The sequence below is a fragment of the Streptomyces sp. CB02056 genome, assembly GCF_001905545.1.
Lineage (GTDB): Bacteria > Actinomycetota > Actinomycetes > Streptomycetales > Streptomycetaceae > Kitasatospora.
Genome location: NZ_LIPD01000014.1, coordinates 150,364 through 164,273 on the forward strand (window position 1 = coordinate 150,364; position 13,910 = coordinate 164,273).

The window sequence follows — 13,910 nt, forward strand, 5'->3', positions numbered from 1 at the left end:
ATGCTCATGACCTTCACGGCAACCGAAGGGAACGAACCATGCGCGCCATCGGCAAGAACCTCAGGATCCTCGCGGGCGCTCCGCTCGCCGCGGCCGCCCTGATCGCCCTCACGGCCGGCTCCGCCAGCGCGGCGATACCGATCAACCAGCCCATGACCGGCAAGGCCACCTACTACACCGACGCCGGCTACGGCGCCTGCGGCACCCAGATCAACGCCTCCACCCAGATGCTGGTCGCCGTCTCGCACACCTGGTGGACCACCGCCAACCCGAACAACGACCCGGTCTGCAAGGGCATTTCGGTCAAGGTGACCTACCAGGGCAAGACCGTCACCGTCCCGGTGAAGGACCAGTGTCCCTCCTGCGACTCCACCCACATCGACCTCAGCCAGCCCGCCTTCGCCAAGCTGGCCCCGCTGGACAAGGGCGTCATCACCGGCCTGAGCTGGCAGTTCGTCAAGACCGGGCTCAAGGGCGAGACCGTCGAGCTCTCCGCCCCGGTCACCGGCTCCACCATCGGCTGAGCCGGCCCCGACGCCGGCCCCCGACGGCCGTGCCCGCCCCCGCGGCATGACGGGGGCGGGCCCGGTCTCTCCGCGTCCGGTCCTCCTCCCGCGTCCGGTCAGGCGCCCGCGGACCCCGTGAGCCGCGGAGCCATCGCCAGCAGCAGCTGGACGGCCGGGGGAGCCGTCCGCGGATCGTGGGCCAGCCCCAGCGTGACGGTCGGCACCGGGGCCGTCAGCCGGCGCAGGCAGACGCCGGGGATCCGGAACACCCGGGCCCGGCCCTCGGGGATGGGCGCGATGCCGTACCCCGCCGCCACCGCCAGCAGGAGCTGCTCGTCGTCCGGCTCCTCCCGCACGATCCGCGGCGACCGGCCCGGCCACAGCTGCCCGGTGATCAGCGCGTGCATCCCGGGCCCGTTCTGGCGCGGCCAGAGCACCACCGGCTCGTCCGCGATCCGGTGCCGGCCGATCCGGGCCCGGGTGCGGGCGAGCGGATGGCCGGCCGGCACGGCGAGCAGCAGCTCCTCCTCGGCGACGATCCGGCAGTCGAGCCCGGGGACGTCCAGCGGCGGCCGGACGAACGCCGCGTCCAGCCGCCCGGCGAGCAGCTCGGCGACGTTGTGCGAGGTCCAGCCGGTCTGCAGGGCGACGTCCAGCCGCGGGTAGCGGTTGCGGAACTCCGTCACCAGGGCGTCGCAGACCCCGCCCCGGGCGGAGCGGGTGTACGCCACCCGCAGCCGCCCCTCCCGCCCCTGGACCACCGCCGCGACCCGCTCCTCGGCCGCCGCGACCTCCCGCAGCACCCGCCGGGCCTCCTCGGCGACCGCGCGCCCGACCGGGGTCAGCGCGCAGCCCTTGCTGGTGCGCTCGACCAGCTCCACGCCCAGCTGCCGCTCCAGCGCCTTGACCTGCTGGCTCAGTGCCGGCTGCGCCACGTGCAGCCGGCGGGCGGCCCGGGTGAAGTTCAACTCCTCCGCCAGCACCGAGAAGTAGCGCATGCGCCGCAGATCCATCCGCAGATCCATCCGGCGATGATAAGGGCGGCTTATCGCTTCCGGACAGAACCGGTCTTGGACGGCTTCCGGCGCGAGCCGCTTTCCTGGTGAGGGCCGCCGGCACCCGGCGGGCGGCCTCCGAGGGAGGGGTTCGCGATGGACGGCACGACGGACGGTGCGACGGGCGGCACGGTGGACGGCGTGATGGACGTCGTCGTGGTCGGGAGCGGGATCATCGGGCTCACCACGGCGATACGCCTGCAGGAGAAGGGACTTCGGGTCGTCGTGGTGACGGCCGACGGGCTGCTGTCGACGACCTCGGCGGTGGCCGCCGCCGTCTGGTTCCCGGTCGCCACCGGCACCGGCGGCCGGGTGGCGGACTGGTCCGCGACGGCCTTCGCGGAGTTCGCCCGCCAGGCCGAGGAGGGCGTGCCCGGCGTCTCGATGCGCAGCACCCGCATGCTGGAGCACGAGCGGCAGTCGGCAGGCCAGCCCTGGTGGGGCGACGCCGTCCCCGACCTGCGCCGGCTGACGGCCGCCGAACGCGGAGCGGACTGCGCGGACGGCTGGTCGTTCACCGCGCCCGCCGTCGAGATGCCGCTCTACCTGCCCTGGCTGCTCGGCCGGTTCGTCGACAACGGCGGCGGGATCGTCCACCGCCGCCTCGACACCCTCGACCAGGCCCGCGCCTGGGCGCCCGTGGTCGTCAACGCCACCGGGATCGGCGCCCGGCAGCTCTGCGACGACCCGGCCGTGCACCCGATCCGGGGCCAGCTCGTCCTCGTCCGCAACCCCGGCCTGCCCACCTCGACCCGGATCCAGGACGACCCGGCCGGCTACACGTACATCCACCCCCGCAGCACCGACGTCGTCCTCGGCGGCACCTTCGAACCGGACGACTGGAACACCGTCGCCGATCCGGCCACCGCCGAGGCCATCCTCGCCCGCTGCACGGCCCGGATCCCCGCACTGCGCGAGGCCCGCGTCCTCGGCCACGTCGTCGGCCTGCGGCCCGCCCGCCACGGCGGTCCCCGCCTCGAGGCGGAGCCGGACGGCCGGACCGTCCACAACTACGGCCACGGGGGCGCCGGCGTCACGCTCAGCTGGGGCTGCGCCGACGCCGCGGCCGAACTGGCGGCCGCTGCGGCGAGTTGACCCCGTCACGGGTGCGTACCGGCCCCCGAGCGCGCCGTCGCGGCGCCGCTCGGGGGCCTTCGGCCGGACGCCCACCGTGCCAAGTTCGCGGTTTTCCACGATGCCCGAGCGTGGCGGTCGGATGCCAGTCTGTGACTGCCACCGCACCCCGCAGCCGGGTCGGGGCGGGACCGATCGGCCCCGGGTGACCGGCTGTTCACGTGGAACGCCCAGAAGGGACACTTGTCATGAACAGGCGAATCGGAGCGGCCTCGCTCAGCGCGGCTCTCGCGGCCGCGGTTCTCGTCGGCGGTACCGCCCAGGCCTACGCCGCCGCGGCCTCCCCCGCCCCGGCGCACGCCGCCCCGGCGCACGCCGCGCCGGCGCCCGTCGCGGCGCCCGCCGTCCAGGAAGGCGCGTCGGCGCAGGCGCTCGACATCTGGCACTGGGTCGGCCGGTACAACTCCCAGTTCGCCGCCGAGGCCGCGTACTGGGTGCTGTACGGCCTCGGGAGCGCCATCGCGATGAGGATCGAGAAGATCTGGGACAACGGCGTGGAGACCTGGGAGCTCTACATCCAGTGAGTCTCCACAGCCAGTGAGTCACCCGGCGCCGGCACCCAGCCGCGGCGCCCCCCTCCGGACGGGACCAAGGCGAGCGTGACGCGTGTCCGCTCGTCCAGCCGAGAAGAGAGTTGGTAGACCCATGCAGCGTACGACCTCCATGACCGGTCTGGGCCGCACGGCCGCGGGCGCCCTCACCGCCGTGCTGATGGCGGCCGGAGCGGTCGCCCTCGCCCCGTCCGCGCAGGCCGCGGCCGGGCAGGACGGGCCGCAGGCCTCGGCGGCGCAGCGCCCGGCCGCCGAGAGCGCGGCGGCGAACGTGCCGCTGGTCGCCGCGGACCGTTCCACGAAGGTCACGCTCTCCAACGGCAGCGGGTCCGGCCTGACCAAGACGTGGGACAAGCTCGACCACGGCTGCTGGACGAACGACATGCTGCCGTCCGACTACATCCCCAACACGAAGTCCTCCAGCTGGCAGAGCGAGTCCTGCGGGTTCGCGACCGGGACCGAGGGCAACATCACCTACACGCTCGACAACGGCGGAGAGGTCAAGCTGCACTGGAACAACCCGTACTGGGGCAGCAACGACTACAGCTGCTCCGTCCCGGACGGGTACACCTGTTCCCGGAGCGGCGGCAGCGGGGACAACACCGCGGTCACCTTCAGCATCGGGCGCAGCCGGGCCAAGGCCGCCGCCGCGGAGATGCCCAGCCTCACCAGCGCCTCCCGGAGCACGAGCATCAACCTGACCAACAACTCGGGGAAGCTGCTCACCCGCTCCGGCGCGAGCCTGCAGTGGGGGATCTGGTCCGACAACATGATGCCGCCGTCGATGGTCCAGCCCGGTGTCACCGCGAAGTGGGCGAGCGAGTCCGAGGGCGTGATGACCGGCACCGAGGGTGAGGTCAGCTTCAACGTGGCCGGGGAGCAGAACCAGGTCAAGGTGCACTGGAACAACCCGTACTGGGGCAGCAACGGCTACAGCTGCGACGCGCCGGCCGGGTACAAGTGCACCTGGCAGGGCGGCAGCGGCGACAACGCCGCGGTCTCCTTCACCCTGTCGAAGTCCTGACGCCGAAGTCCTGACGCCGAGTCCTGACGCGGGATCCGGTGCCGGGGCCCTGATCGCGCCGGGCCGGGTCGAACCGGCCGCCCCCGCCCGGGTGCATCCGCACCCGGGCGGGGGCGCGTCCGCGGCCGCTACCGCTCCAGCGCCGCCACCAGCTGGGTGCGCCGGGCGATCCGCAGCTTCCGGTAGGCGTTGGTGAGGTGGGTCTCCACGGTGCGGCGGGTGAGGCAGAGCGCGGAGGAGATCTGGGCGTTGGTGTGCCCCGCCGCCGCCAGTTCGGCCACGCGCCGTTCGGCGGGGCTCAGGGCGTGTCCGCCGTCCCGGTTCCGCACCCCGCCCTCGCGCAGCGCCTCCTCCGCCGCGCCGAGGAGACGGCCGACCGGGGCCGGTCCGCCGGTCTCCGGGGCGGGCCCGGCCAGCCGCAGGGCCACGGCGTGCGCCTCGCGCAGCGTGTCGCGGCCCTTGCGGCCGCTGCCCGCCTCGATGTGGGCCCGGCCGAGGTCGATCAGCACCTCCGCGAGTTCCACGGGCGCGGCGGCCGGCCTGAGCAGTTCGGCGCCCTCGGTCAGCGAGCACAGGGCCAGCCGGCCGCCCACGGCAGCGGCGTACGCCCGCAGCGCCCGGCCGACGGTGCGCGGGGTGCCCCAGGTCCGGGCGTGGCGCAGTTCCTCCTCGGCGAGTTCGCGGGCTTCGTCCCGCCGTCCGAGCCGTACCAGGGCGAGCGCCGCTCCGGAGCGCCACGGCGTGGCGACCGGGCTGACGAAGTCGTGGGCGAGCTGGCCGGCTCCGCAGACCAGGTAGTCGTCGAGGGCGGCCTGCCAGTCGCCGTCCGCGGCGTGCAACAGGGCCCGGGTGTAGCTGAGTTCGTTCCACTCCCAGGAGCTGTCGCTGCCGGACGGGCCGACCAGGGCCACGGCCTCCCAGGCCGCGGAGCGCCGGCCGGTCTCGCGCCGGGCGGTCGCCACCATGGCGGCGAGGTGCGGCAGTCGGACGCCCTGTCCGGCGGTCGCCTCCACCAGGGGGGCGTTCTCGGCGATGACGCGGTCGAACTCCCCCGCCCAGAGCGCGGCTTCGGCCCGGACGCTGAGCAGGCACTGCAGGCCCACGTCGGTCAGGTCCGGGGGGACGGGCGGGGCGGGCAGGCACTGGCCGGTCAACTCCCGTGCCTCGTCCAGGCGGTCCGCCCACTGGAGCAGGGTGGCCGCGCTGCCGAGCCAGGCGGTCCGCAGCCGCGGGTCCACCGGCGCGGCCAGCCGCGGCCGGACCCGGTCGAGCACCTCGGCCGCCGAGCAGAGGCCGGCCCCGGCCTCGTACTCGGTGATCAGTCCGCACACCAGGGGCTCGATGGCGGGGGGCGCGGTCGGGGCGAGTGCGCGCAGGCCGGCGACGGCGCCGCGCCAGGCGTCGCTGTCGTGCGAGGAGACGAGCGCGCCGAGGGTCCCCAGCACCTGGACGAGTTCGTCGTCGTCGGCGCCGCGACCGGCCCGGCGGAGGACCTCCAGCGCGGTGTCGGGATCCCGGCGCGCGACGTGGGCCGCGCAGAGGGCGGTGGCCGCGGTGGCCCGGTCCCGGAGGTCGGTGTGCAGTTCCAGTCCGGTGCGGAGCCGGCGGATGCCGGCGGTCGCGTTGTGCGGGAGTTCCAGGGCGCCGAGGCGCATGGTGAGGGCGGCCCGCCGGTCCGGATCGAGCGGGCCGCTCAGGGCGTGGCGCAGGTACGCGGCGGACTCCGCGACGTGACCGGCGCGCATCGCCTCCTCGGCGGCCTCGGACAGCGAGCGGGCCATCCACGCCTCGCCGGGCCGTTCGACCCGCAGGAGCCGGGAGGCCACGGCGGTCGCGGGCGCGCCGCTCTCGTCGAGCAGTTCCGCGACGCGGGTGTGCAGTGCGGCGATCTCCTCCGGAGCGGCGACGGCGAGGACGGCCTCCCGTGCGAGGGGGTGGTCCAGCAGCCTGCTGATGCGGCGCGCGGACCGCTCGCCCGGGGAGCGGGTGGCGGTGCAGAGGTCGGAGAGCTGGTGGAGCAGGCCGGGGCCGACGGGCATCCCGCCCTCGGCGGCGACGGCGAGGGCGAGGCAGGCGTGGCGTACGCAGGGGTCGGCCCGTCCCAGCCAGCGGGCGATCGTGTCGCGGAAGCGGCTGCGCGACGGGGTGGACGACGGGCGGGGGAGCGCCCCGTCGGCGAAGTCGGCGACGAGCGCCCGCACCAGGGCCGGGTTGCCGATGCCCGCCTCGACGCAGGCCACGGTGGAGCGCTGGTCCAGGCCGGCGTCCCGGGCGAGGCGGATGACGGCGGGGACGCTGAGCGCGGGGAGGGCGACGGCCGTGCCGGTGGCGGGCGGGAAGGGGGCCGGACCGGACGGGTCGGCGCGCTCGGTGAGCACCAGCAGGACGGGGATCTCGGCGATGCGGCGGGCGAGGTAGCCGAGCCAGCGCCGGGACGGCTCGTCGGCGTGGTGGAGGTCGTCCACCGCGAGCAGGACCGGCCGCTCGGCGGCGGACCGGGTCAGCCTGGTCACCAGCCCGTGGAACAGCCGTTGTTCGTCCGCTCCGGCCGCGACCGAGAAGGGCACGGCCTCGTCGTCCGCGAAGAGCTGGCGGACGAGCCCGAACGGGAACGCCGTCTCCTCCGGTACGCCGCGGGCGCGTCCGACGCGTACGGCGTCACCGTCGGCCTGCTGCCGGACGATCGCCTCCAGCGCGGCGGTCCGTCCCATGCCGGACACCGGTGCCGAGAGCAGGACCCAGCGTCCGCTGCCCGCCCGCGCCGCCGCCGCGGCCGCCGAGGCCGTGCCCAGCACCTCGTCGCGCTCCAAGAGCATGTGCTCCCCATCCTGTCGGTCCTGTTCGGCCGGTCCGGCGCGTGGTACCGGTCCGGGCCGTCCCCAGCAGTCCGGACAGGGGTTTCCGCGGTCATCGGAGTCGTATTCCGCAGGAACATCGTGAACGATCTCTTTCCGGTTCGATCTTCACCCATGGGTGGCGCGAGGCGGCCGGTCGAAACGGAAAACGGCGTGATCATGCTCATGGCGAAGCTTGATCCCGACGCTACCGCCGGGTTTCCCGCAGGGTGTCCTGCCTGCGACGACGGCCGCACCCGGCCGCCCGGCCCGTCGGGCGGGGTCCCGGAGCGGAGCGGCGGACGGGCAGTCGTGCCCACTCGGTTCGTCGGCGTACTGGTGGGGCCCGGCCAGGTTGTTCGAATACCGCTCGATTCCGTCGGGCGTCGACCGGGCGGGTGGAGCGGGCCACGGGGGCGGCTTACTGTTCGGGGGTCCGCAGGCGGGTCGAGAGCGGGCAGTCCGAGAGTGGGGAGGCCGAGGGTGTCCGAGGCGAGGAAGCCGGTGCTGTACGTCGTGGTGTGCGCGGCGGGGGTCGCGGGCGGGGTGGGGGAGCTCATCTCGGCCGCGCAGGAGCAGAACTGGGACGTGGGGGTGGTGGCGACGCCCCAGGCCATGGGGTTCATCGACGCCGAGGCGATCGAGGCGCGGACCGGGTACCCGATCCGCTCCGCCTGGCGGAAGCCGGGGGAGCCCCGGCCGCTGCCGGACCCGGACGCCCTCGTCGTGTCCCCCGCCACCTTCAACACGCTCAACAAGTGGGCCCTGGGCATCTCGGACACCCTGGCGCTGGGGATCCTCTGCGAGTCGTACGGCTGGGGTGTCCCGGTCGCCGTCCAGCCCTGCCTGAGCGCGGCGCAGGCGGCGCATCCGGCCTATGCGGACAGCCTGGCGAGGCTGCGGCGGATGGGGGTGCGGATCGCGGACTTCACGCCGGGCTCGTACGACTGGACGCGGGCCCTGGAGCTGCTGCGGGACTGACAGGGTGGCTGATCGGGCCCGGTGATCCTTGCAGTGTGGGGGGTGGCCCGGGCCGAACCCGCGGAGGTAGCGTCCGGGCAGGTCAGCGAGGGTACGGGAGGTTTCCGGTGGCGGCGGTCAACGGCGAGGTGTCGTTCTGGTACGCGGCGGACGGGGTGCCGGAGCCGGGCCCCGCGCTGCCCGGGGACCGGGACGTCGACGTGTGCGTGGTCGGCGGCGGGTACACCGGGCTCTGGACGGCCTACTACCTGAAGAAGGCCGACCCCGGCCTCCGGATCGCCGTCCTCGAACGGCGGTTCTGCGGCTACGGCGCCTCCGGGCGCAACGGCGGCTGGCTGTACAACGGCTTCGCGGGGCGCGGCGCCTTCGCCAGGCGGTACGGGCGGGAGCGCGCGGCCGCGATGCAGCGGGCGATGGACGAGGCGGTCGGGGAGGTCGTCGGCGTCGCCGGGGCCGAGCGGATCGACGCGGACATCGTGCGCGGCGGTGTCCTCGAAGTCGCCCGCAGCAAGCCGCAGTTGGAGCGTCTTCGGGCCCACGTCGAGGCCGAGCGGGCCTACGGCGAGGGCCGGGTCGAGTTGCTGGGCGCCAAGGAGGCGGCCGCGCGGATCAACGTCGCCGGCACCCTCGGCGGCTGCTGGACGGCGCACGGCGCCCGCATCCAGCCCGCCCGGCTCGCCCGCGGACTCGCCCGCACCGTCCGCGAGTTGGGCGTCGAGGTGTACGAGGGGACGGCGGTCACCGCGATCCTGCCCGGCAGCGGCTACCGCAAGCCCCGCGCCGTCACCCCGTACGGCACCGTCACCGCCGACCACGTGCTGCGCGCCACCGAGGGGTTCACCGCCGGGCTGCGCGGCGAGAAGCGCACCTGGCTGCCGATGAACTCCGCGATGGTCGCCACCGAGCCGCTGCCCGCGGAGTTCTGGGCGGAGGCCGGCTGGGAGGGCCGCGAGGTGCTGGGCGACTTCGCGCACGCCTACATGTACGCGCAGCGCACCGCCGACGACCGGATCGCGCTCGGCGGGCGGGGCGTGCCCTACCGGTTCGGCTCGCGGACGGACTCGGACGGCAGTACCCAGGTGGAGACGGTGCGCCAGCTCCGGGCCGTCCTCGACCGGTTCTTCCCGGCCGCCGCGCACGCCCGGATCGACCACGCCTGGGCGGGCGTGCTCGGCGTCCCCCGGGACTGGTGCGCCACCGTGGAGCTGGACCGGGTGAGCGGGCTCGGCTGGGCCGGCGGGTACGTCGGCAGCGGGGTGACCACCACCAACCTGGCCGGCCGCACCCTGCGGGACCTGGTGCTCGGCCGGGACACCGAGCTGACCCGGCTGCCCTGGGTGGGCCACACCGTGCGGCGCTGGGAGCCGGAGCCGTTGCGCTGGCTCGGGGTGCACGCGATGTACGCCGCGTACCACGCCGCGGACCGGCAGGAGGCGGCCGGCCGGGCCACCACCTCGCCGATCGCCCGGGTCGCGGACCTGGTCTCCGGGCGCTGAGCCCACGGGGCCGGGCCTCCGGGGCCGGGCCTCGGGCCTTCGGGAAACCGGGTGTTGAACGGGTGCGGGCGGCACCGGGTTGACGGTCCGGCGGCGTGCCGACCCGGTGCGACGGCCGCCGGTGCGGTCGTCCCGCCAGGATGTCCGGATGACAGTGAACGAGGCGGACCCGCCGCCGGCGCCGCACGATCCACGGCCGTCGCTTCGATCGTCCGTTCGGACGTGCCGCCGAGCGGAGTCGGCCCGCAGCACCCACGGTGAAGGCGTGCTGAGGAGAACACTGCCGGCCCTCGCGGTCGCCCTGCTGCTCTGCGCGCCGACGAGCGGCGCGTGGGCCAGGTCGCCGGGCCGGCAGGTGGCGGTCGTGGACCAGGCCTCGCGCAGCGTGCTGGTGTTGCAGAGCGCCGAGGAGCTGATGGCCTACCGCGGCCCGGGCCGACTGCCCGTCGTGTGGGGCTGGAGTGCCGACCGCGCACCGGAGTTGGCGGATCTGGCGCCCGCGCGCAGCTGGACCGACCCGGACGAGGCCAAGTCCCGGATCCGGCAGGGGCGGCGCTTCCTGCTGACCACCGCCTCCGGCGGGTTGGCCGCCGTCGTGGAGACCACCACCGGCCGCGTCCACTGGGCGACGGATCTGGGAACGGCCGCCAACCCGCACAGCATCGAGCTGCTGCCGGACGGCAACGTGGCCGTGGCGGCGAGCGCGGGCGGCTGGGTGCGGCTGTACGCGGCCTCGCAGGGCCCGCGGGCCGCGGCATACGCGGAGTTCCCGCTGCCCGGTGCGCACGGAGTGCACTGGGACGCGCGGACCGGCCTGCTCTGGGTGCTCGGCGACACGGCGCTGACCGCGCTGCGGGTCGGCGGCACCCCGGCCGCGCCCGCCCTCACCGTCGTGCGGAGCAGCCCGCTGCCCGACCGCGGCGGGCACGACCTGGCGCCCGTCCTGGCGGATCCCGGGCGGTTCTGGGTGGCCACGCTGACCGGCCTGTGGCGCTTCGACCCGGCCACCGACCGCTTCACCGCCGTGCACCTGGCCGATCCGGCCGCCGAGCGGGACCTCAAGAGCGTCGGCGACGAACCCGGCACCGGCCGGCTGCTCACGGTGGCGCCCGAACACGAGGCGCCGTGCGACTGGTGCACCTCGGTGATCACCCTGCACCGGCCGGAGGGGACGCGGTCGCTGCGGGGCTCGCACCTGTACAAGGCGAGGTGGTGGAGCGTCTGGTAGCAGATTTCGTTCCCCGAGGAGTCGATCCGGGGCCGCGCGTCGTGGATACCACTCGAATTGCGGACGGCATTCGACTGATGGGGCATATTGTGTACACCGACAAACTACTCCGATGGAGGTCAGTTTTCCGTCGCGGTCGGCAAACCATCCGTCGACCCCCGTCGGCTGGGATAGCGTCGTGGGGTCGGGGGGTCGACACCGATCCGGTGCATTCGAACGCTAGCTACTGGGCCGTAATGGCCGAATGAGTCATGGAGAAAATCATGCGGAATTTCCCTGCGGAAAACCGGCCAGACGGAGTCGACGACCTTCAACTCGCGATGGAATCACTGGCCGCCTTCCCGTCCCGGAACGCAGGGAGCGGGGCGGATGTGACCGAGCGGCTCGCGGCCGTCCACGATCTGTGCCGCGCGGTCGACGCGGTGCTGGACAGCCTGGTCGTCCAGGCCGCCGCCGAGGCGGCCGAGGAGGGTTGGACCGCGGCCCGGATGGCGGCCGAACACTCCGGCTACTACGCCAGGTTGCAGCGCGCGCTGCTCCCCGCCGGTGCCGGGCTGACCCGGCAGTGAGCGCGGTGCTGCCGGGCGTGCACGTGCTGTCCTGCCCCACCCGGTGGAGCGACGTCGACGAGAACGGGCACATCAACAACGCCCGTCTGGTCGGCTACATCCAGGAGGGGATTTACGACCTGTTCTGCCACCACGAAACCGCCGTCCGGGAGTCGCTGTTCCCGTCCGGGTTCATTATCGCCAGGCACGAGATCGACTACCTGGAGCAGTTGCACCACCGGCCCGAGCCGCTCTCGGTGGTGCTCACCGTGGAACGGCTCGGACGGAGTTCCGCCCAGGTCGAGGTGAATGTCTGCCGGGACCGGCTCACCTTTATGCGGGCGCGGACCGTGGTGGTCGCCCGGGACCGCGAATCCGGCCGCTCGCGGGCGCTGAGCCCGGCGGAACGGATCTTTCTCTCGGCGTTTATGCCGGACCCGGCCCGGGCCCAGGCGGTCCTGGCGGCCACGACGGTGACCGCGGCGGCAGCGGTGAGCGCGGCGCCCCCGGCGCAGCGCGTGGCGGCCGGCCCGGTCACCGGCGGGCTGCTGCCGTCCCGGCGGCCGCGCAGGCGGTGCCACGCCTCGGCGCGGTGAACGGCGCGGCGGGCGGTGCGGTGCGGTGAACAGTGCGGTGCGGTGAACAGCCCGGTGGACCGCAGGACGGACCGTTGCCCCGGGGCGGCGGCGTGATCGACGGCGGCGGCCGGTTCCGAAGGCGCCGGGGCGAGTTACGCTGAGCAGCACGGGCACCGGTACGTCCCACGGCGGTCACGGACCGCGATCCCCGTCCTGGCCCAGGGCGAGCGCGCCGCCGTCGGTCCGGCCGAGCCCGCCGACCGGAAGGAGGACGCGATGACCATCTCCTGGGAGGACTTCCTCGCCCGCGTCGTGGAGCGCGGCGAGTACCGGGGCGCGGCCGAGGCGGACCACGCCACCCGGGTCGTGCTGGCCCTGCTCGGCGAGCACCTGGTGGGGTCCGAGCGGGGCGAACTCGCCGACGCGCTGCCCGAGACCTACGCCTCGCTGCTGCGCGACGCCCAGCCCGCGGCCGAACCGCTGACCGCCGAGCGCTTCGTACAGGCCGTGGTGGGGTGGATCGACGGGGCGACCCCGGCGACGGCGCAGTGGGACATCGGGGCCGTGCTCAGCGCCGTCGCCGACCTCGTCCCCGGCGAGCTGCTGGACCAGGTGATCGAGCAACTCCCGGACGGCTACGACCTGCTGTTCGGCCACCCGGCACCGGCCTGAGCCCGCGGCCGGGGCCTGCCGCCTGAGTCCGCGGCGGGTGCCTGCCGTCTGGGCCCGCCGCCCGCCGCCCGCGGCCTCGGCCGGTCGGCGCGGCTACCCCGTGGTGGCCCGGAACAGCTCCGCGCCCGGGCCGGTCAGTGCGACCGGCCCGGCGCCCGGGCGCAGGTAGGCCGACGCGCCCGCCGGAAGCGGGAGTTCGGAGCCGTCGGGGGCCCGCAGCAGGGCCCGCCCGGAGACGCAGAGCAGGATCTGCGGGGCGGGGCGGTCGACCCGGACGGCGGCGGCGCCGGGGCGCAGCCGGGAGAGCCTGAACTCCTCGGCCGGCGACGGGTACTCCTCCTCGAAGCCGTCGCCGGTCGGGCGCGGGGCGAGCGGCTCGACCTCCCGGGGCCGGAAGTCCGTGACCGCCAGCAGGCCGTCCACGTCGACGTGCTTGGGGGTGAGGCCGCAGCGCAGCACGTTGTCCGAGTTGGCCATCAACTCCACGCCCACGCCCCGGAGGTAGGCGTGCGGCACCCCGGCGTCCAGGTACAGCGCCTGCCCGGCGGTGAGCCGGACGTGGTGGAGCAGCAGGGCGGCGAGCAGCCCCCGGTCGCCGGGGTACTCCTCGGCGAGGCGGGCGTACGCGGCGCTGCTCGCGCCGTACGGCCCGCCGGCGGCCGCCGTGTGGCGCAGGGCGCTGGTGACGGCGGCGAGTTCGGAGCCGTCGGCGTTCAGGCCGGAGCGCAGCAGCTCGGGCAGCACGGCCTCGGCGGGCCGGGTGCGCAGGGCGGCGGCCCAGGGGGCGAGCACGCCGAGCGCGTCCAGCAGCCGGGCGGTGTCAGCGGCCGGGCGGAAGCCGCACAGCGCCTCGAAGTCGCCGAGCGCGCAGAGGAGTTCGGGCTTGTGCCCGCGGTCCTTGTACACCCGCTCCGGCGCGTCCAGCGGGATGCCCCGGGCCTGTTCCGCCGCGTACCCGGCCTCGGCCTGGGCGCGGGTGGGGTGGACCTGGAGGGAGAGCGCCCGGTCGGCGGCCAGCACCTTGAACAGGAACGGCAGCGCCGGGCCGAACCGCCGGACGGTGTCCGCTCCGAGCAGGCCGTCCGGGTCGGCGTCGATCAGCTGGTCCAGCGGCCGCGGGCCGCCCCCGTCGCCTTCGTCGCCGGACCCGCACAGCAGGGACGGCGCCGACGGGTGGGCGCCGAGCCAGAGTTCGGCCTGCGGGGTGCCGTCGGGCGCGGCGCCGGTGAGCGCGGGGATGGCGGTGGGCGAGCCCCAGGCGTAGCGGCGGACGGGGTTCTTCAGGAGGGCGAACGGCGGCATG

Annotated in this window: 13 protein-coding genes; 10 read left to right on the top strand and 3 right to left on the bottom strand. The window is 75.1% G+C overall.

Features of this window, described 5'->3' with window-relative positions:
• Positions 1 to 38: 38 nt before the first annotated feature.
• Complete coding sequence (locus AMK13_RS32505) at positions 39 to 524, top strand: cysteine/serine endopeptidase inhibitor (RefSeq protein ID WP_049656984.1); 486 nt, start codon at positions 39 to 41, stop codon at positions 522 to 524.
• A gap of 98 nt (positions 525 to 622) precedes the next feature.
• Here AMK13_RS32505 and AMK13_RS32510 read toward each other — a convergent pair whose 3' ends face one another.
• The gene (locus AMK13_RS32510) at positions 623 to 1,531 is read right to left on the bottom strand and encodes a LysR family transcriptional regulator (protein ID WP_241853129.1); all 909 of its coding nucleotides are present in this window, start codon (positions 1,529 to 1,531) and stop codon (positions 623 to 625) included.
• 126 nt (positions 1,532 to 1,657) lie between these two features.
• Here AMK13_RS32510 and AMK13_RS32515 point away from each other — a divergent pair, with 126 nt between their 5' ends.
• From AMK13_RS32515 to AMK13_RS32525, 3 genes are all read left to right on the top strand, one after another.
• A complete protein-coding gene (locus AMK13_RS32515; RefSeq protein WP_074005249.1) occupies positions 1,658 to 2,656 on the top strand; it encodes an FAD-dependent oxidoreductase in 999 nt (332 codons plus the stop codon).
• Positions 2,657 to 2,883: 227 nt separating this feature from the next.
• Positions 2,884 to 3,219, top strand: a complete 336-nt coding sequence (locus tag AMK13_RS32520; protein WP_074005250.1) for a hypothetical protein — start codon at positions 2,884 to 2,886, stop codon at positions 3,217 to 3,219.
• A gap of 121 nt (positions 3,220 to 3,340) precedes the next feature.
• Positions 3,341 to 4,270: an aegerolysin family protein gene (locus tag AMK13_RS32525; protein WP_074005251.1), complete on the top strand. Its 930-nt coding sequence runs from the start codon at positions 3,341 to 3,343 to the stop codon at positions 4,268 to 4,270.
• A gap of 128 nt (positions 4,271 to 4,398) precedes the next feature.
• Here AMK13_RS32525 and AMK13_RS32530 read toward each other — a convergent pair whose 3' ends face one another.
• Positions 4,399 to 7,086: an ATP-binding protein gene (locus AMK13_RS32530; protein WP_074005252.1), complete on the bottom strand. Its 2,688-nt coding sequence runs from the start codon at positions 7,084 to 7,086 to the stop codon at positions 4,399 to 4,401.
• A 501-nt stretch (positions 7,087 to 7,587) separates the two neighbouring features.
• Between AMK13_RS32530 and AMK13_RS42435 the strand changes: the two genes are divergently transcribed.
• From AMK13_RS42435 to AMK13_RS32560, 6 genes are all read left to right on the top strand, one after another.
• Positions 7,588 to 8,085, top strand: a complete 498-nt coding sequence (locus tag AMK13_RS42435) for a flavoprotein (protein WP_181970499.1) — start codon at positions 7,588 to 7,590, stop codon at positions 8,083 to 8,085.
• A gap of 107 nt (positions 8,086 to 8,192) precedes the next feature.
• Positions 8,193 to 9,581 (top strand): NAD(P)/FAD-dependent oxidoreductase, encoded by a 1,389-nt coding sequence (locus AMK13_RS32540; RefSeq protein ID WP_074005254.1) that lies wholly within the window; start codon positions 8,193 to 8,195, stop codon positions 9,579 to 9,581.
• Between the two features lie 265 nt (positions 9,582 to 9,846).
• The gene (locus tag AMK13_RS32545) at positions 9,847 to 10,809 is read left to right on the top strand and encodes a DUF6528 family protein (RefSeq protein WP_053112349.1); all 963 of its coding nucleotides are present in this window, start codon (positions 9,847 to 9,849) and stop codon (positions 10,807 to 10,809) included.
• Positions 10,810 to 11,180: 371 nt separating this feature from the next.
• The gene (locus AMK13_RS43795) at positions 11,181 to 11,378 is read left to right on the top strand and encodes a hypothetical protein (protein ID WP_049657510.1); all 198 of its coding nucleotides are present in this window, start codon (positions 11,181 to 11,183) and stop codon (positions 11,376 to 11,378) included.
• Entirely contained in the window at positions 11,375 to 11,953 is a 579-nt protein-coding gene (locus tag AMK13_RS41390; RefSeq protein ID WP_074005255.1) for an acyl-CoA thioesterase, read from the top strand. The genes AMK13_RS43795 and AMK13_RS41390 overlap by 4 nt, the downstream gene beginning before the upstream one ends.
• A 258-nt stretch (positions 11,954 to 12,211) precedes the next feature.
• Positions 12,212 to 12,607, top strand: coding sequence for a DUF2267 domain-containing protein (locus AMK13_RS32560; protein WP_049660531.1), 396 nt, complete (start codon positions 12,212 to 12,214; stop codon positions 12,605 to 12,607).
• 93 nt (positions 12,608 to 12,700) lie between these two features.
• Here the strand turns inward: AMK13_RS32560 and manA are convergent, their stop codons facing one another.
• Positions 12,701 to 13,909 carry a mannose-6-phosphate isomerase, class I gene (manA, locus tag AMK13_RS32565; RefSeq protein WP_074005256.1) on the bottom strand — a complete coding sequence of 403 codons (1,209 nt, stop codon included), beginning with the start codon at positions 13,907 to 13,909 and terminating at the stop codon, positions 12,701 to 12,703.
• Position 13,910: the final 1 nt, after the last annotated feature.